General features: G+C 70.6%; 17 protein-coding genes. 12 read left to right on the forward strand and 5 right to left on the reverse strand.

Translation table 11 applies throughout. The features are described 5' to 3' along the window. The first annotated feature begins 22 nt into the window (after positions 1 to 22). Positions 23 to 181 (forward strand): N-acetyltransferase, encoded by a 159-nt coding sequence (locus OIE13_RS00575; protein ID WP_326646886.1) that lies wholly within the window; start codon positions 23 to 25, stop codon positions 179 to 181. A 139-nt stretch (positions 182 to 320) separates the two neighbouring features. On the opposite strand, the gene OIE13_RS00580 is transcribed toward OIE13_RS00575, so the two are convergent. Beyond that, on the reverse strand, positions 321 to 773 hold the full coding sequence (locus OIE13_RS00580; protein WP_326644198.1) for a GNAT family N-acetyltransferase: 453 nt from the start codon (positions 771 to 773) through the stop codon (positions 321 to 323). 145 nt (positions 774 to 918) lie between these two features. On the opposite strand from OIE13_RS00580, the gene OIE13_RS00585 reads away from it, so the two are divergent. Next, positions 919 to 1293 carry a hypothetical protein gene (locus OIE13_RS00585; RefSeq protein ID WP_326829386.1) on the forward strand — a complete coding sequence of 125 codons (375 nt, stop codon included), beginning with the start codon at positions 919 to 921 and terminating at the stop codon, positions 1291 to 1293. Positions 1294 to 1654: 361 nt separating this feature from the next. Then, complete coding sequence (locus tag OIE13_RS00590) at positions 1655 to 1990, forward strand: TraR/DksA family transcriptional regulator (protein WP_326644195.1); 336 nt, start codon at positions 1655 to 1657, stop codon at positions 1988 to 1990. Positions 1991 to 2099: 109 nt separating this feature from the next. Here the strand turns inward: OIE13_RS00590 and OIE13_RS00595 are convergent, their stop codons facing one another. Genes OIE13_RS00595 through OIE13_RS00605 form a run of 3 tightly spaced genes read right to left on the reverse strand, consistent with a single transcriptional unit; the run spans position 2100 to position 5769 of the window. After that, a complete protein-coding gene (locus OIE13_RS00595; protein ID WP_326644193.1) occupies positions 2100 to 3272 on the reverse strand; it encodes an MSMEG_0565 family glycosyltransferase in 1173 nt (390 codons plus the stop codon). Continuing rightward, complete coding sequence (locus OIE13_RS00600) at positions 3269 to 4816, reverse strand: FdrA family protein (RefSeq protein WP_326644191.1); 1548 nt, start codon at positions 4814 to 4816, stop codon at positions 3269 to 3271. The genes OIE13_RS00595 and OIE13_RS00600 overlap by 4 nt, the downstream gene beginning before the upstream one ends. Next, positions 4813 to 5769 (reverse strand): carbamate kinase, encoded by a 957-nt coding sequence (locus OIE13_RS00605; protein WP_326644189.1) that lies wholly within the window; start codon positions 5767 to 5769, stop codon positions 4813 to 4815. Before OIE13_RS00605 ends, OIE13_RS00600 begins: the two co-directional genes overlap by 4 nt. A 72-nt stretch (positions 5770 to 5841) precedes the next feature. On the opposite strand from OIE13_RS00605, the gene OIE13_RS00610 reads away from it, so the two are divergent. The 3 genes from OIE13_RS00610 to OIE13_RS00620 all read left to right on the forward strand — a co-directional run bounded on the left by OIE13_RS00610 (position 5842) and on the right by OIE13_RS00620 (position 8276). Beyond that, the gene (locus tag OIE13_RS00610; RefSeq protein ID WP_326644188.1) at positions 5842 to 6525 is read left to right on the forward strand and encodes a hypothetical protein; all 684 of its coding nucleotides are present in this window, start codon (positions 5842 to 5844) and stop codon (positions 6523 to 6525) included. Positions 6526 to 6649: 124 nt separating this feature from the next. Further along, positions 6650 to 7810 (forward strand): MSMEG_0568 family radical SAM protein, encoded by a 1161-nt coding sequence (locus OIE13_RS00615; protein ID WP_326644186.1) that lies wholly within the window; start codon positions 6650 to 6652, stop codon positions 7808 to 7810. A 1-nt stretch (position 7811) separates the two neighbouring features. After that, positions 7812 to 8276 (forward strand): MSMEG_0567/Sll0786 family nitrogen starvation N-acetyltransferase, encoded by a 465-nt coding sequence (locus OIE13_RS00620; RefSeq protein ID WP_326829388.1) that lies wholly within the window; start codon positions 7812 to 7814, stop codon positions 8274 to 8276. A gap of 32 nt (positions 8277 to 8308) precedes the next feature. Here the strand turns inward: OIE13_RS00620 and OIE13_RS00625 are convergent, their stop codons facing one another. Next, positions 8309 to 9268 carry an AIR synthase related protein gene (locus OIE13_RS00625; protein ID WP_326644182.1) on the reverse strand — a complete coding sequence of 320 codons (960 nt, stop codon included), beginning with the start codon at positions 9266 to 9268 and terminating at the stop codon, positions 8309 to 8311. 84 nt (positions 9269 to 9352) lie between these two features. Here OIE13_RS00625 and OIE13_RS00630 point away from each other — a divergent pair, with 84 nt between their 5' ends. From OIE13_RS00630 to OIE13_RS00655, 6 genes are read left to right on the forward strand one after another with little or no spacing between them, the layout of a single operon-like run. Then, the gene (locus OIE13_RS00630; protein ID WP_326644181.1) at positions 9353 to 10195 is read left to right on the forward strand and encodes a phosphosulfolactate synthase; all 843 of its coding nucleotides are present in this window, start codon (positions 9353 to 9355) and stop codon (positions 10193 to 10195) included. Then, positions 10192 to 11181 (forward strand): DUF7714 family protein, encoded by a 990-nt coding sequence (locus tag OIE13_RS00635; protein WP_326829389.1) that lies wholly within the window; start codon positions 10192 to 10194, stop codon positions 11179 to 11181. Before OIE13_RS00630 ends, OIE13_RS00635 begins: the two co-directional genes overlap by 4 nt. Next, on the forward strand, positions 11178 to 12401 hold the full coding sequence (locus OIE13_RS00640; RefSeq protein WP_326829390.1) for a class-II fumarase/aspartase family protein: 1224 nt from the start codon (positions 11178 to 11180) through the stop codon (positions 12399 to 12401). Before OIE13_RS00635 ends, OIE13_RS00640 begins: the two co-directional genes overlap by 4 nt. Then, positions 12371 to 13357, forward strand: coding sequence for a 1-aminocyclopropane-1-carboxylate deaminase/D-cysteine desulfhydrase (locus OIE13_RS00645; protein ID WP_326829391.1), 987 nt, complete (start codon positions 12371 to 12373; stop codon positions 13355 to 13357). Before OIE13_RS00640 ends, OIE13_RS00645 begins: the two co-directional genes overlap by 31 nt. Further along, on the forward strand, positions 13354 to 14907 hold the full coding sequence (locus tag OIE13_RS00650; RefSeq protein ID WP_326829392.1) for an argininosuccinate lyase: 1554 nt from the start codon (positions 13354 to 13356) through the stop codon (positions 14905 to 14907). Before OIE13_RS00645 ends, OIE13_RS00650 begins: the two co-directional genes overlap by 4 nt. Next, positions 14894 to 16333 carry a DUF1116 domain-containing protein gene (locus OIE13_RS00655; RefSeq protein ID WP_326829393.1) on the forward strand — a complete coding sequence of 480 codons (1440 nt, stop codon included), beginning with the start codon at positions 14894 to 14896 and terminating at the stop codon, positions 16331 to 16333. Before OIE13_RS00650 ends, OIE13_RS00655 begins: the two co-directional genes overlap by 14 nt. Positions 16334 to 16340: the final 7 nt, after the last annotated feature.

The following is a 16340-nucleotide window of genomic DNA, read 5'->3' on the forward strand; positions in this document are numbered from 1 at the left end:
ACGTTCGCACGGCCGCCGGTTCATCGACCGGCGGCCGTCGCTCGTTCGCGTCTCCCCGGACGCGGCGCGGGAGGCGGGGCTGAGTGTGCCGGCCGTCTGCCCCTTCTACCTGGCCTGGATCAGCCGCCACCCGGAGTACGCCGATCTCCTCTTCCAGAACCGCAGCCGGGTCAGCGACTGAACAACCGGAACAAGGCGGCGAAGGAGGCCGGCACGAGGGGCGGACCCGGGGCGGGCCGACCGGCAAACCACATCCGGCGGTGGATCCTCGGTGGAACCTTGCCGCCCTGGTCCGGCTCTCATGACTCACCGGACAGGCCTCAGGGCGCGTCGGGCAGGAGATCCCACTCCTGCCAGGAGATCTCCCTGCCAGGCCAGCGGACCGAGGCGTACGGCCACGCCTCGCGCAACCAGGTGCGGATCACCGGATCCAGTTCCTCCTCCAGGCCCGTGCCCTCCTCGTCGGCCCGTACCCAGAACGACACGTCGGCGTCGGCCCCCCGCTTCTCCGGGGGATCGATGTAGACGCACCCGAGCAGGCGAGATCCCTCCGGGCTCATCACCGCGTAGTTGAACGACCTGCGCAGCAGTGCCTCCTTCTGGTGCCAGGCCAGATCGATCAGGTTGTCCTCCAGCGTCATGTCGTCGAGCGGCCAGCCGCCCCACAGCGGGAAGTGCTCCCGCAGCCGGGCGGCGCTGCTCATCACGGCGTCGAAGTCGCGCACCGTGTCGTGCACCGTGATGGGCCGGATGTGGAACCGCTCATGTTTCACGCCCGAGGGGATCTTGTGGGTTCTCGGTAGGAATGACATACGGAACAGCCTGACGCGTCCGCCTTGGCACCTGCTGAACTCCCGCTTGCCCGAGCACCGGGCTGGGCATGTGCCTGTTTCCCCTGGTTGGGCTATGGTCAGCATCATGGCGACCTCGTGGCGAACCCCACGTGAGTCCACCGCCCTGTCCGTGGTGGTGGGCTTGGTTCTGGCCGCCCTCCTGCTCGCCGCCCTGGCTCCGGCCTCGTACGGCAGCGGTCCCGCCCAGCGGTCCGCCGGAGTGATCGGCGATGTCTGGGAGCCAGGGAACTGGCTGGAACAGTCGTCGACCATGCCGCGGGCATCCGCCGGCGCCTTCGAGCACATGCCGGCCTTCCGGCGGCTGTACCAGCGGTCCGTCTCCGATCTGGCGAACCTGCTACCGCTCCTGTCCCCCGCGTGGCGGGATCCGGACATGGTACGCAGCCCACAGCTGGCCACCCACCGGACCTCGGGCTCGCGCAGCCCGCCCCTGAGCTAGCCGATCCATTCCCCTTCACCACCTGCCGGGCCACGCGCTCGACCGGAGGGTGGCGTACGCGCGCCGGTGTTCACCGAACATCCCGGTGCGCGCTCTGCCGCCCGCCGTGTCCTTGTGTCCCCGTGTCCCCGTGTCCTTGTGTCCCCGTGTCCTTGTGTCATCGGACAGAGCCGCGGAACGGCCGCGGCTTCGCGAACGCCGCCATTGAGGCCGACACCCCCGCAGGTTCCATCGGGCCGTACCCCGGCCCGTTTCACGCCATGCCCGCAGGGCCGCGACCAGGCCCCGGCGGGCGGACTCGACGACGAGCGCGGTCACATGCGCCGCTTGGCGTTCTCAGCTTTGGAAAGGACTTCCGATCATGTCAGTCAGTAGTGAGGGCACCCGCCTCAGCAGCGTGCAGGTCCGGATCATCCGCGAGGAGCTGGACGAGCAGCTCCTGTGGCGTACCACCCGGTTGAACGAGCTCGAAGCCTCTGTGGAGGATGAGGAGGTCTCGTCCCGGCAGGATGTGCTCGTCGCCATCGCCGTCGCCGGCCGGGATCTCGCGGAGACCAGGCGTGCCCTGGAGAGCCTCGCCGCCGACACCTACGGCCGGTGCGTCGGCTGCGACGCGGACATTCCCTTCGAGAGACTGAAGATCCGTCCGCTCGCCCGGTACTGCATCGCCTGCCAGCGGCGCCACGAGGCCCGCTGACCTCCTGGCGGTCCCGCCCGGTGTCCACCCCACCGGACGGGGGCGGGGCCGCCACACCGGCGGGGAGACCGGTCCGGTGCCCGGCAGTAGAAGAAGACCGGGCAACGGGTCAGGGCGCGACCGGGGGAATCTCCGCGTATATCTTGAGGTGTCGCCGGGCGCTCGCCGTCCAGGTGTACCTGTCCGCCAGTCGCAGTGCCGCGGCACGTAGCCGGGTGCGCAGGTCCTGGTCGTCCAGGGCGTCCGAGAGGGCGTCCGCCAGTGCCTCGGGGTCACCGAGGGGGACCAGAAGGGCGTCGCGGCCGGGAACCAGCCACTCGCGGAACACGGGGAGGTCGCTGGTGACCACGGGAACGCCGGCCGCCATCGCCTCCAGCGCGGCCAGGCCGAACCCCTCCTTCACCGAGGGGAACGCCAGCACGTCAGCTGCCGCGTACCAGGCCGCCATCTCGTCCTCGGGGACGGTGCCGAGCTCGATGATGTCCTTGCCCAGGGTCAGATCGAGGGCGTCGAGGCTCGCCAGTACCCTGTCCCGGTAGGCACGGTGGTCCTGGAAGGAGTGGCCGCCGAGCACCGTGAGCACCGGTGCCGGGGTGCGCTTCTTGACCAGCCTGGACAGGGCGGCCACCAGGGTGTCCGTGCCCTTGCGCGGCTCGATCCCGCCGACGGCCAGCAGCATCGGACGGTCGCTCGCGCCGACGCGGGCGCGTAGCCGCGCCACCAGTTCCGGTGAGGCCTGACGGTATCGGCGAGTGTCCACCCCGTTGGGCACGACGTCCGCGCGGACACCGTACTCCTGCCGCAGGATGTGTTCCCAGATCCGGGTCACCACGAGGATCCGGTCCGGTTCGAGGATGGCCCGGGTCTGGCAGTCCATCAGGGACTCGCTGTCGAAGTCGTCGACATGGTGGACTGTGCGGACGACCCTGCTGGGAATCCCGGCGTCTCGCACCCGCGCCGCCGCACGCGCCGAGATGCAGTCCTGCGTGTGCAGGATGGGGTGCGTGGGGGCGATGTCCGTCAGGGCGGTCTCGAGCGCGTCGATGTTCGCCGCCACCTTCTCCTCAAGCCCCCCGAGGGTGGTGGGAGCGGGGACGACATGGGTCGGGGCGGCGACCGGCCGGAAGAATCCCTGCTCCGGGTCCCCGAGGCCGACGATCAGAACCTCCTGGCCGAGAGCGTGCAGAGCCTCGCCCAGCGCGAGCGTGTGTGCGACTCCGCCCCGCGGCTTCGTGCTGTAGGTGACCAGGGCGACGGGCGGCAGACTGGGGCTCTCGGTCACCGGTGCACCTCTGCGATCTCGGGTCGGCGGCTCGCGATCGCCGCCGCGGCGTATGCGGCGCGTGCCGCGGTCTCGGTCACCAGACAGCCGATCCGCTCAAGTGCGGCGCGTTGCCCGGCGTAGCCCTGTGGATCGGCGCCGGAGCCGAGGACGTAGGCGACGACACGGGGGCCGCCCTCCGCCATGATCTCCTGGAGGACCGGTGCCAGCTGTCCTGCCGGGTCCTCGTGCGAGCCGTAGCCGAGCACGACGTCGAGCAGTACCACCGCGACATCCGGGTCGCGAGCCTCGCGGCGCATGATCTCCAGACGGGTACTGGGATCGATCATCGGGTGGGGCCGGCCGACGGTGTACTCCTCCGCGCCGAGGTCGAGCAGCACGTGCGTGTGGGGGGGAGCCGGAAGCGTATGGCCGGGCAGGAGCGGCTCGTTGGAGTACACGTTCCCGAGCAGCTCTCCGATGATCAGTTGGGCCTCGTAGCACAGCGTTCCGCCGGAGTAGTACCCGCGGATGGTGCGCCGCTCGTCGCTCAGCCCGGCGAGCCTGTCCTCCACCTGCCTGCGCACCCCCTCCGACGTCGTCGCCGGCGTCGTGCCCACCAGCTGTGCGGCGGCGAGCGCGCCCTCCTCCAGCGTCCGTGCCATCTTCACGCCGGGGGGCGTCTCCAGCTCGGTGAGACCGAGGAAGGTGGCCACCGCCGGGGTGGACGTGCACTGGCTCAGCACGTCGCGGGCGACCGCCTCGCTGGGCGGCTTGGACACCAGCAGGATCGCCTTGGTGGCGGGGTCCTCGTCGAGAGCGCGTACGGCCGCCCTCGCCATCCGCCCGCCGATGCTCTCCGACAGGTCACGGCCACCGACGCCGATCACGTGTGAGACGCCGACGCCCCAGCGATCGAGCAGTGCCGAGACCTCCTGTGCCCCGGTACCCGCGGCCGCGACGACGCCGACCGGCCCCCGGCGTACCGCGTTCGCGAAGCCGAGGCCGACACCCGAGATCACCGCGGTGCCGGCGCCGGGCCCCATCACCAGCAGGCCGAGCTCGTTCGCGCGTTTCTTGAGCTCCGCCTCCTCTTCGACCGGCACGTTGTCGCTGAACAGCAGGACGTGCAGCCCTTCGGAGAGCGCGTGGTGAGCTTCCAGCGCCGCGTAGTCCCCCGGCACGGAGATGATCGCCACGGAGGCGTCCGGCATCTGCTCCACGGCTCGCGCCGTGGACCGGGGCGCGGCGACGGCGCCACCCTGCTCGGCCGATGCCTCCGCGTACGCGCTCTCGGCGCCGGAGTCGAGAGCGGCCTCCGCCGCGGTCTCATCGCTCGCGCGCACGGCGAGAACGAGGTCGTTGGAGCCGACGGCACCGGTGACCTCCTCGCCGAACCCCTCGGCGGCGAGGCTCTCGCGCCCCGAGGGGGTGGCCATGACCGCGCCGGCCCAGGAGACGTCCTTACCTTCGGACATGACCGAGGTGGCGACGAGCAGGCGTAGCGAGTCGCAGTACGTGCCGCGGACGACGCGGACTCGGGCGATGTGGTTCGTTGTGTTCATGCGATGCTCATAGCTGTCTCGGGAAGAATGCGGGTGCCGACCTTGCCCGCCGGATCCAGTGCTTGGAGCATGTGCTCCGCGGATGTGATGACGGCCGCCTCGCCGCCGTCACGGACGAAGTCGATCCCCGCCCGCACCTTCGGTCCCATGCTGCCGGCGGGGAACTGGCCTTCCGCCAGGTACTTCTCCGCGAGGGCGAGGGGCAGCTCGTGGATCACCCGGGCCTGTGGGGTCCCGAAGTCGATGGAGACCGCGTCGACCCCGGTCACCAGGATCATCACCGCGGCCTTGACGGACCGGGCGAGGCGGACGGCCGCCGAGTCCTTGTCGATCACGGCGTCGACGCCCCGGTAGCGTCCGCCGTCCTCACGCGATACGGCGATGCCGCCACCTCCGGCGGCCAGCACGACCTTGCCGGCCGTGAGCAGGGTCTCGATGGAGGACGACTCCAGCATCTCCAGGGGGCGAGGAGAGGCGACCACCCGCCGGTATCCGCGTCCGGCGTCCTCCTGCATGTTCCATCCACGCTCCTCGGCCAGGGTGAATGCCTGCGCCTTGGTGAAGAACGGGCCGATGGGCTTGGTCGGCGTCTCGAATGCCGGGTCCTTGGAGTCCACGGTCATGTGTGAGATGAGGGCGACCGCCGTGTCGGCGCCCCGGATGGAGTCGATCGCGCGTACCAGGACGCTGCCCAGCTGCCCCTGGGACATCGCGTTCAGGGCGTGCAACGGCTGGGGCGGCACGAGATCGGCTCCTCCCTCCTGCTGGATGGACAGGTTGCCGACCTGGGGGCCATTACCATGAACGACGACCACTCTCCATCCCGCATCGCATAGATTTGCGATCCCCTCAGCCATCTGGGCGGCATTGTCCTCGATCTGTTCGGGGGTGCCCTCCTGATCTGCTCGGGTCAGGGCGTTCCCGCCAACTGCCACCACAGCGACATCGCTCACGAGTCGTCCCGTCTCAGTATCCGATACTAGATGAATTGTTTACTATAGTGAACCTTACGGGAGGAATTATCAATGTCAGAGCCTGATCCGAGATCCACGGCGGAGTCCCGGAAGGCCGCCGAAGACCTCTCCCGCCTGTGGACCGCGGCCTCCGAGCGGGCGTTTCCCGCGAGCATCCATCAGCCGGAGATCTACCTCCGGACCACGCGGCTGGTCGGTGCGGTGGCGCAGGAGCTTCGCGGGAGCGGGCGAGGTGTCGACCCCCTGCTGGAGGCGTGGTCCGAGCGCGGTGACCTGGTCCGCAGGGTGGCCGACTCCGACGACCTGCTGACCGTCGACGGCCTGGACGTCGAGGTGGTCGCGGGCGTCGCGTTCGCGATGCGTTATCGGGAGGTCCTTGAGGAGGTCGCGCTCGACGATCGGCTGGCCGCCTTCGCGGCGGCCCCGCCGGGCGCGGGCTGGCTGGTGCTGGAGGAGTCCGGCTATCGCCCCGGGGATCCGTTCGTTCCCTACCGGCGGCTGGAGGCCGATGCCCGCAGCGGACGCGCGCTGCTCGTGACGACGCGGCCGGACGAGACGCTCACCGCCTGTGTTCACGTTGTAGAGCAGGGGTTCATCGACCTTGAGACCGGGCGGCTCGTCGCGCGCGATCCCGACGACCCCGGGCGGGGAACCCGGGAGGTGCGTTCCGGTGAGGAGCGAGAAGCGCTGGTCGAACGGCTCAAGTGTCTACCCGAAGGTGATGGCTCCGACTGAACGGCGGAGCAAACTGTTGCCACTATGTGGGCCTTTACTATAGGAATTTCCTATAGTAGATGAAAAGTCTCAAGATGGTGCAGGACAGGCACCGTCACGAGTAGGCCCGACAAGGAGCCACATCATGACCGAGGCGAACGACCGTGTACTCGATGCGACCGGGCTCGCTGAGCTGATCACCAAGCTGCAGAGCCTCGGGTTGCGGACCGATGTCTCAATCGGGGCGCGCAACGGGGGCGCCGGTCCCGCCGACGCGGGAATGCTGTGGATCGATGGCGCGCCTGCCACCGTCCCGACCACGGCCGCCTATGTGCAGGATTCGCCGTACACGCTGCGGCAGGAGGACAACGGATTCGGCATCTACGAGGGCTCGCTCCGGCTGGCGGACGCGTCGCCGGCACCGCGGCCGAAGTACTACGACATGGAGACCGCGGACGGCGTCCCGTACTGGAAGATCGCCCTGATGCACCTCGACTCCATGGCGAGTACGGTCCTGCAGACCTGCGCCTACTGGGGGAACTCCGATCAGTGCAAGTTCTGCGGCATCGGGGTCTCCCTCGACGCCGAGCGCACCATCGCGAAGAAGACGCCCGAGATGCTGGCGGAGGTGTCGGTGGCGGCACGGGATCTCGACGGCGCCGTCGACGCGACGCTGACGACCGGTAGCACCGCCACTCCGGACCGCGGCGCGCTCTACGTGGGCAGGTGCGCCCAGGCCGTGAAGGAGGCGTCGGGACTGCCGGTGCAGGTCCAGTTCGAGCCCCCCGCCGACCTCGACGTGATCAACCGCGTCCGCGACATGGGCGTGGACTCCGTCGGCATCCATGTGGAGACCTTCGACGCCAAGGTGCTCGCGGAGATCGCGCCGGGTAAGGCGCGTTGGGGCATCGAAGCGTACTTCGCGGCGTGGGAACGCGCCGTCGAGGTCTTCGGCGCGGGCCAGGTGTCCACCTACGTCATCCTGGGGATGGGCGAGGACCCCAAGGTCACGGTCGATCTGTGCAGGCGCGCGGTGGACATCGGCGTCTACCCGTTCATCGTCCCGCTGCGTCCGGTGCCCGGCAGCCTGATGGAGGACGTGCGTCCCCCGTCCGCCGAATACGTCGAGAAGATCTACCGGCAGGTCGTCCCGCACATGCTGCGGCGTGGGCTCACCGCCACCGGGGTCATGGCCGGCTGCGCACGTTGTCAGGCATGCTCCGGGGTGGCGGCCCTGGAACGTGCCGGTTCGGCTTCGGAGAAGGGGCTTCCTGATGGGCGCGTATCCCTCCCGCTCCTCGTCTGACGTGATCGCACCGACCCTGACCTGTCGTTCGGTGGTGTCGGCCGGCGAACTCGCGCAGCATGCCCGGATCCGGCACTCGGTCTTCGTCGAGGAGCAGGGGTTGTTCGAGCGGACCGACCAGGACGAGTTCGATCACGACCCCACGACCCACCACGTGGTCGGGTACGCGGAGGGCGTTCCGGTCGGCACGGTGCGGCTGTACCGGGTGCCCTCGCCGGACGGCGACGAGGCGCTGTGGCAGGGGGATCGGCTTGCGGTCCTGTCCGGCCACCGGCACCTGATGCTGGGCGGTCCGCTGGTCAGGTACGCGACCGAGACCGCGGCCGCGGCGGGCGGTGACCGTATGATCGCCTTCGTGCAGCCGGCCAACGTGACCTTCTTCCGGCGGCTCGGCTGGTCGCCGGTCGGCGGGCCGGTCGCCTACGTGGGCGTGCCTCACCAGCAGATGAGCATCGACCTCACGTGATGATCTCGTACAACGGGCAGGCCCGGGTCACCTCAGCGACCCAGCCGGGTCACCGACTCCCGCTTCAGGTCGAAGACGACCGCCGACCCCGAGGCGTCGCCGATGCGCACCTCACCGGTGTCGTCCAGCGTGCCGATTCGCTGAGCGGTGAGGCCGCGGGAGGTGAATGCCTCGACGCATTCCCCGACCTTCTCGGCCGGCGTCGTGAGCAGGAAGGCGAAGCAGGGGAAGCAGGACAGCCAGTCCACGATGGGCACCCCCGCGGGCACCGGGAGCACGTCCAGGTCCACCTGGACGCCGAGCTTGCGCGCCTCCAGAAGCATGGCCAGCGAGCCGATCATCCCGGCCATGCTGACATCCTTGGCGGCCACCGCGGCGCCCCGCTCGGCCACGTCGGCCAGGACGCGTACGTCACCGGCGAGGCGCTCACCTCGCTCCTCGAACGACGGGTAGAACAAGAAGTCCTCCCGCATCCTGCCGTCGAGACAGCAGGCGAGCACCAGTGCCTGGCCGGGCGCGGCGTGCGTCGCCGAAAGCACGAGCTCGGCGGCGCCCAGTCCGAACGCCGACAGGCTGGGCGGGCCGTCCGTCTCGGTGAGGTGCCCGCCGACGATCGGCACCTGGTACGCCTCGCCGGCCCACTTCAGGCCCTTCAGGACCTCCTTGACGACGCTGCGCGGGCCGGTCACCGTGTCGACGAGCGCGAGCGGCCGGGCGCCCATGGCGGCGAGGTCGTTCACGTTCGCGAGGACGGCCGCCACACCCGCGCCGTACGGGTCCTGTTCCACGAAGGCGGGCAGCATCGCCTCCCCTCCGACGATCAGAGTGCGTCCCCGGTCGTGCACGACGGCTCCGTCGTCACCGGGACCGGACCACCAGTCCCCGCCGCCGAACACATCGGCGACCACACCGATGGAGCTCTTGGCCGTGACGCCGGGAAGGCTCCGCAGTCTGCGCGCCAGTTCTTCGAGGTCGTGGGTGTTTTCGGGCATGGTGAACTCCCTTGTGTTCGGGGGGGTCCGGCAGACGTACCAGCCGTTGACGGCGTCATCCTAGCCAGTGAGGAATCCGTTTCCGTGACAGGACAACCTAGTCGTGACCGTACCTTCCCCCTGGACCTGACCGCGGCGGAGCCCGACTTCCTCACGCTTCCGCCTCGCACGGAGAAGCCTCGCCGGCACGGCGTCTCCCATGTCCTGGACAACGGCATGTCCGTGGCCGAGGTCGAGCAGCGGCTGAAGGCCGCCGCCGCGAGCATCGACCTGTGGAAGTTCGGGTGGGGGACCGCCTACATCGACTCGTCGCTCGGCGAGAAGCTCGAACTGCTGGCCGAGCACCAGGTGCTGGCCTGCACCGGCGGCACGCTGCTGGAGATCTCCTGGCAGCGGGGCGTGGTGGACAGGTTCATGGATTGGGCCGAGTCCGTGGGATTCCCGTGCGTCGAGGTGTCCTGCGGCTCGGTGGAGATGTCGCGCGCCGACAAGGACAAGATCATTGACATGGCGGCCTCCCGGTTCGTCGTCCTGTCCGAGATCGGGCTCAAGGATCCCGACGTGGCCCCGTCGGCCGGGAAGTGGGCCGCCGACGCGCGGGCCGACCTGCGGGCGGGCGCCCACTGGGTGGTGACCGAGGGGCGTGAGAGCGGCACCGTCGGGCTGTTCAACGCCGAGGGCAGGGTACGCGCGGACATCGTGGACGCCGTCGTCTCCGCCGTCGGCCTGGAGGCCACCTTGTTCGAGGCCCCGCGCAGAGCGCAGCAGGCGTGGCTCATCCGGCGCTACGGCGCGAACGTGAACCTCGGCAACATCCAGCCCGCCGAGGCGCTGGCCGTCGAGACGCTCCGGCTGGGTCTGCGTTCCGACACCATCGGGACGTTCTCCCAACTGGGAGAGGTGTACGCAGGAGTGGAGAGACCATGATGATCCCGTATCAGTATCGAACCGTGGCGTTCACCGACGTCGTGGTGGATCTCGACGGCGACTCCCTGCGGAAGTTCTTCCTCAGCCGGCAGGTCTACCGCAGGACTCGCTTCGTCGTGGCCCGCAACCAGGACAGGTACGCCGTTGTCGAACTGACCAAGGCCGACGAGGTCGAGCTGTTCGTCGACGTCACCGACGTGCGCGTGCTGGCCGGGCCGCACGAGACGCTTTTCGTCGACCGGCCCGACATCGACACCGCCGTGCCCAGCCAGTTGCTCCGCGCGGCACACGACATCGCCGCGGCACGCGACATCGCCGCGGCACGCGACATCGCCGCGGCACGCGACATCGCCGCGGCACGCGACATCGCCGACGTGCCGCGCTGCGTGGTCGTGCGCGGGCGCTACGAGCACGTCAACTTCATCCTGGACGCCGCCCCGCACCGGGTCCACGTGCTCGACGTCGGGCCGCCCTGGCCGGCGAAGCTGAACGACCAGGTCCAGCGCGTCGTCGACACCGCCGAGGAGCTTCCCGCGACGGAGTACGTGCCGCAGGTCGTCGACCTGGAGGAGATCGCCGCCGGCGAGCCGGCCGGGCACTACCTGCTTCCCTGTCGCGGAGGCGGCATGTCGGTCCCGGGCGCCGAGATCTCCTATCTCGACGAGGTGCCGCCGCAGGCGGACTGGGTCCTGCTCGGATGCGCTCGCTCGCGTGCGATCCACGACCACTTCTATCCGGAGAAGGCATCGAGCGTGCGCCAGGTCGACACCTGCCCGGCAGCCCTGGCGACCCGGATGCCACTTCCCCCCGGCGAGGCCCGCCTCACCAAGTGCTGCCTGCTGGAGGAGAGCATCGAGACCCGCGGCGACACGGTGGTCGTGCCCTGGGGAGCGTCGTTCACGCTGGTCGCGGAAGGTCTGGCCGCGGCGTCCGAGCTGGCCGGGAGGCTCCGGTCCGGCACGGAGCGGGGCGGGGGCACGGCATGAGCGCGCGCATCGCGGACTCATCGGCCTACGCCCACCTGTGGGGCACGGACGAGCTGCGGCAGATCTTCGAGGAGAGGGCCCGGCTGCAAGGGTGGCTCGACGTCCTCGCCGCACTGGCCAGGGCACAGGCGGCGGAGGGGTTCATACCCGCCGACGCCGCTTCGATCATCACCGACGCGCTGCGTGTCGACCGGCTCGACCTGGACCGGATCGCGCGGGGAACCCGCGAGACGGGGCACTCGACGCTGGGCCTGATCCACGAGTTGCGTCGCGTGCTGCCCGAAGCGGCACGCGAGCACGTCTACGCCGGGGCGACCGTGCAGGACGTCACCGACACCTGGACCTCGCTGGCGATGCGCGCGGTCGGCGGCATCGTCTGGCGTGACCTGCGCCGCATCGAGGAGCGGCTCCTCACCCTGGCCGTCGAGCATCGCGAAACGCCGATCGCCGGCCGGACCCACGGCCAGCCGGGAGCGCCGGCGACCTTCGGCTGGAAGGCGGCGTCCTGGGCGGACGAGATTCGGCGGCATCTCGACCGGCTGCGCGAAGGCGCTCCGCGATGGCTCGTGGCACAGCTCGGCGGGGGCATCGGCACCCTGGTCGCCTACGGGGACCGCGGACTGGCCATCCGGGCGCGCTTCGCCGCGGAGCTCGGGCTCGACGACCCCGTCATCTCGTGGTTGAGCGCACGTGACCGGATCGCGGAGTTCGGGAACGTGCTGGCCCTGGTCACCGGCACGCTCGCCCGGATCGGCGAGGAGGTCTACGAGCTCCAGCGCCCGGAGATCGGGGAACTCGGCGAGCCACGACCGGCCGGAGTGGTCGGCAGCATCACGATGCACCACAAGCGCAACCCGGAGGGCAGCGAGCACCTGAACACGCTCGCCCGTCTGGTCCGCGCCCACGTCGGCGTTCTCATGGAGTCGGTCGTCAGCCAGCATGAGCGCGACGGGCGGGCCTGGAAGGCGGAATGGGTCGCCCTGCCGGAGGTCTGCCTGCTGTCCGGTACGGCGCTGGCGCTCGGCGTCGGGCTGGTCGAGGGGCTTGAGGTGCACTCCGATCGGATGGCGGCCAACGTGCGCACCTACCTCGGCGACACGCAGAACCCGTCCGACACCGGTTCCGCCACCGGCATGGTCGACCTGGTCGTGGCACGCGCCCGGCGTATCAGAACCGAGGAGCCGCACTCATGGCCGTCACACCGGATCACCCGGGAATGACCCTTCCCCGCGCCGAGCTCGGCGTGCTGCCCACCCCCCTTCATGCGGCTCCGCAGTTGGCGGAGGCACTCGGCGTTCGCGGCCGGCTACTGCTGAAGCGCGACGACCTGAGCGGCTTCGCGGTCGCCGGCAACAAGACACGCCCGTTGGAGATGCTCATCGCCGGCGCGTGGGCATCCGGTGCCCGAGTCCTGGTGACCGGGGGGACCCCCGGTTCGAACTTCTGCCAGGCGGCGGCCGCGGCCGCCGCCTGGGCGGGCCTGCGGTGCGTGCTCGTCTACGCCGGCTCTCCCTCGCCGGTCCGGCACCCCAACGAGGCCGCCGCGATCCACTGGGGCGCCCGGATACGGTGGACGCACGACCCGGACCGCGCCTCGGTGGACGCCGCGATCGAGAAGACGGCGGCCGAGCTGACCGAGGAGGGCCAGACCGCCTTCCCGGTGCCGCGCGGCGGTGCCACCCCGCTCGGCGCCACCGGGTTCCATCTGGCCGCGCTCGAACTCGATGCCCAGCTCGACGGCCCCGCCACGGTCGTCGTGGGCACCGGTTCCGGAGGGACGCTGGCCGGTCTCGTCTCCGGGGCGGTGGCACTGGGACGACGGCTGCGGATGCGGGGGGCGTCGGTCAGCCGGCCACCGGAGGAGACCGCTCGGCGGGTTCTCGAACTCAGCAGGGGGTGCGCCCGGCTGATGGGAACAGAGCCTCCCCGGGAGGCGGACGTCGTCCTCGACGACGCTCGCGGCCCCGGGCACGGGCGCCCGTCCGAGGAGGGCGAGCGCGCGGCGCGGCTCGCGCTGCGCGCCTCGGGAGTCGTCCTCGACCCGGTGTACTCGGCGAAGGCGCTGGGCGCCCTCGCACGGATCCTCGGGGACCGGCGCGCCGACCCTGACCTCACAACAGTCTTCTGGCATACCGGCGGCCTGCTCGACGCCGTCGCGGGATGGGAGTCACGATGATCGATAATGGACTGCCGTCCGCCCCTTCGGCACACCATCGGGGCGGGCTCGACCGGCTGGGGCCACCGATGGGAGGTCCGGCCCAGGAACTGATCGACAGCGGGTTCGCACTCGAGAACGCCGACGCGCCGCTACTGCACACCGGCCTCAACCTCGCCGACATCGCGCATGTCATCGATCTTCACGAGCGCGGGGTGATCCCCCACGCCGCCGCCGAACAGCTCATGCGGGTGCTGCTGAAGGCGGTGCGCACCTCCGCCGAGGACTTCCCGTACGACCCCGCGTTCGGCGAGCCGTACAACTCGCGGGAGCGGTACTTCACCGCGCAGATCGGGAGCGACGCGGGCTGGCTGCACGCCGGGCGGCCCCGGCGGGAGGCCGTACGCATCGCTCTTCGCCTGCACGTGCGCAGCGTCCTGGAGGATCTGGTCGAGGACGCGGCGGAGCTCGCGCACGCCATCGCGGTGGTGGCGGCAGAGCACAGCAGGACCTGGCTGCCCGACCAGACCTATCTCCAGCATGCGCAGCCCTCCACGTTCGGCCACTACCTGGTGAGCTTCGCCTACCCGGTTCTGCGGGACGCGGAGCGGCTCATGGACGCCTTCGAATGGGTCAACACGAGCCCGGGCGGGGCGGGCTGCGTCAACGGGAGCCGGCTGCTGGCCGACAGGAGCAGGGTCGCCTCGCTGCTGGGATTCGAGGGCTTCATCGAGCACACCCGCGACGCCATGTGGCAGATCGACGGTCTCATCGCGGCGCTCTCGCACGCCTCCAGCCTGCTCACCACGCAGAGCAAGCTGGCCGAGGACCTGGAGATCTGGGCGAGCAACGAGTTCGACTACGTGACCATCGCCGACGGGTTCAGCCGCTCCAGCGTGCTCATGCCGCAGAAGCGCAACCCGTACGCCCTGTCCATCATCCGCGGTGCCGCCGGCACGCTGATCGGCCGCCTCACCGGGTTCCTCGCGGTCAGCAAGAGCCCGTCGGCGCGGAGCGACAACCTGATCTACGCGTACGGCGAGATCCCCCGCGCGCTGGACCTGGCCCGCCGCACGACGCGGCTGACCAGCGGGGTCGTCCGCAGCCTCACGGTCAACGCCGACCAGATGTGGGCCGCCCTCGAGTCCGGTTTCAGCCAGGCGACGGACCTGGCGGAGTTCGTCATGCAGACCTGCCACCTCGACTACAGGACCGCGTACCAGGTGGTCGGCATCGCCGTTCGCGAGGCGAGCCGGGAGGGACTGCGCGGAATCGATCTCGACGGGGCCCGGCTGGAGGCCGCGGCCCAGCAGCACGCGGGGATCTCCCTGGGGCTGGAAGGCCAGGACCTCAGCGACATTCTCGATCCGCGGCACATCGTGGAGACGCGGACGCTGGCCGGCGGGGCGGCGCCGCCCGTGGTCGAGACGATGGCCGCGGAGTGCGTCAAGAAAGCGAAATCGCTCCGGGACCGTGCGAGAGCCCAGCGCACTTCGTTCGAACAAGCCGAAGCCGCACTGGTCGCCGAAGCGGGCGACTTCATCGAAGGAGAGAGTGATGACCGCAGTTGAGACCGCCGCCTTGGTGCGCCTTCCGGAGGAGGTCAACGTCCTCAACCTCGGCCTGCCGCTGTTCGCCGAGGCGATCGGCCGGCAGGGACGCCCGGTGGTCCAGGTGGACTGGCGCATCCCCGGCGGCGGAGATCTCGCCGTGGTCGCCGCCCTCCGGCGTCTGTACGGCCCGCACGCGCGCACGGTCGACGCCGCCAACCAGGAGGTCTTCCGGCGGCTGGACCGTGGGACACCCCACCTGGTCGCCGTGCGGACCGCCGCCGACGTGATCCCGGTGTTCGCGCAGGGGAGGGTCCTGCTGCACTGCGGGCCGCGCATCTCGATCGAGAGAACCACGGACCCGCTGCGTCGTTCGATGCGTGCCGCCGTCTGCGCGGAGGGTTGGGCGGGAACGCCCGAGGAGGCGGACGCCCTGCTCCGGGACGGCACGGTTCGCCTGGAGCCGGCCAACGAGCATGGCGCGGTGGTCCCGATGGCGACGGCGATGGGGCCGCGCACGCCCGTCTGGGTGGTCGAGCTCGCCGACGCGGGCATCCGCACGTACGCTCCGGTCGGGCAGGGGTCGGGGGATGTCGCGTGGTTCGGCCGGGACACCCCGGGCGCGATCGCGCGTCTCGTCCTGCTGCGGGAGGCGGTCGGTCCGGTGCTGGCCGCCGCCGTGCAGGAGTACGGGCCGGTCGACGTGATGTCCCTCGCGGCGCAGGCGATCGCGATGGGGGACGATGTCCACGTCCGGACCCAGGCCGCGACCAACCTGCTGTTGCGCAACCTGCTGCCCGCGCTGGTGGCGGGCGACCATCCACGCCGGCACGAGGCGGCGACCTTCCTGTCCGGCAACCACCTGCTGTTCCTCAGCCTGGCCATGGCGGCCGCGCGGGCCCTGACCACCTGGGCCGCCCAGGTCGAGAACAGCTCGGTCGTGACCGGCATGGCCCGTAACGGCACCGACTTCGCCGCCTGGCTCGCCGGACCCTCTTCCGAGTGGTTCGTCACCCCCGCGCCGATGGTGGGGCGGGCGCTCTACCAGCCCGGCCGCGGCCAGGCCGACGCCGCCCCGGACATCGGGGACAGCTCGGTGCTGGAGCTGGTCGGGCTCGGAGGCGCGGCCGCGGCCGGGTCGCCGGCGGTGGCGCAGCTGGTCGGTGGCACCATGGCGCACGCCGCCGAGCTGACCGCGCAACTGGACGAGGTGTGCGTCGGCAACTCCAGCCGCTTCATGATCCCGACCTGGGGGATGAAGGGTTCTCCGGTGGGCGTCGACGTGCGCAAGGTGGTCGAGCTGGGCATCACTCCGCAGGTGACGACCGGCATCCTGCACAACGCCGACGGCAGTGGCCAGGTCGGTGCCGGAGTGGCCGAGGCGCCGATCCAGGTGTTCGTCGACGCGTTGCTGGCGCTGGACGCGAAACTGACCGGCGAGGCCTGACCGAGCG

It is taken from the genome of Streptosporangium sp. NBC_01810 (assembly GCF_035917355.1).
In the GTDB taxonomy this organism is placed as follows: domain Bacteria; phylum Actinomycetota; class Actinomycetes; order Streptosporangiales; family Streptosporangiaceae; genus Streptosporangium.

Bases quoted from the DNA above. Each gene is read 5' to 3' on its own strand.
- OIE13_RS00590 (WP_326644195.1), top strand. From the start codon at position 1,655: ATGTCAGTCAGTAGTGAGGGCACCCGCCTCAGCAGCGTGCAGGTCCGG.
- OIE13_RS00655 (WP_326829393.1), top strand. From the start codon at position 14,894: ATGACCGCAGTTGAGACCGCCGCCTTGGTGCGCCTTCCGGAGGAGGTC.
- OIE13_RS00610 (WP_326644188.1), top strand. From the start codon at position 5,842: ATGTCAGAGCCTGATCCGAGATCCACGGCGGAGTCCCGGAAGGCCGCC.
- OIE13_RS00650 (WP_326829392.1), top strand. From the start codon at position 13,354: ATGATCGATAATGGACTGCCGTCCGCCCCTTCGGCACACCATCGGGGC.
- OIE13_RS00585 (WP_326829386.1), top strand. From the start codon at position 919: ATGGCGACCTCGTGGCGAACCCCACGTGAGTCCACCGCCCTGTCCGTG.
- OIE13_RS00625 (WP_326644182.1), bottom strand. From the start codon at position 9,268: ATGCCCGAAAACACCCACGACCTCGAAGAACTGGCGCGCAGACTGCGG.
- OIE13_RS00615 (WP_326644186.1), top strand. From the start codon at position 6,650: ATGACCGAGGCGAACGACCGTGTACTCGATGCGACCGGGCTCGCTGAG.
- OIE13_RS00645 (WP_326829391.1), top strand. From the start codon at position 12,371: ATGGCCGTCACACCGGATCACCCGGGAATGACCCTTCCCCGCGCCGAG.
- OIE13_RS00635 (WP_326829389.1), top strand. From the start codon at position 10,192: ATGATGATCCCGTATCAGTATCGAACCGTGGCGTTCACCGACGTCGTG.
- OIE13_RS00640 (WP_326829390.1), top strand. From the start codon at position 11,178: ATGAGCGCGCGCATCGCGGACTCATCGGCCTACGCCCACCTGTGGGGC.
- OIE13_RS00600 (WP_326644191.1), bottom strand. From the start codon at position 4,816: ATGAACACAACGAACCACATCGCCCGAGTCCGCGTCGTCCGCGGCACG.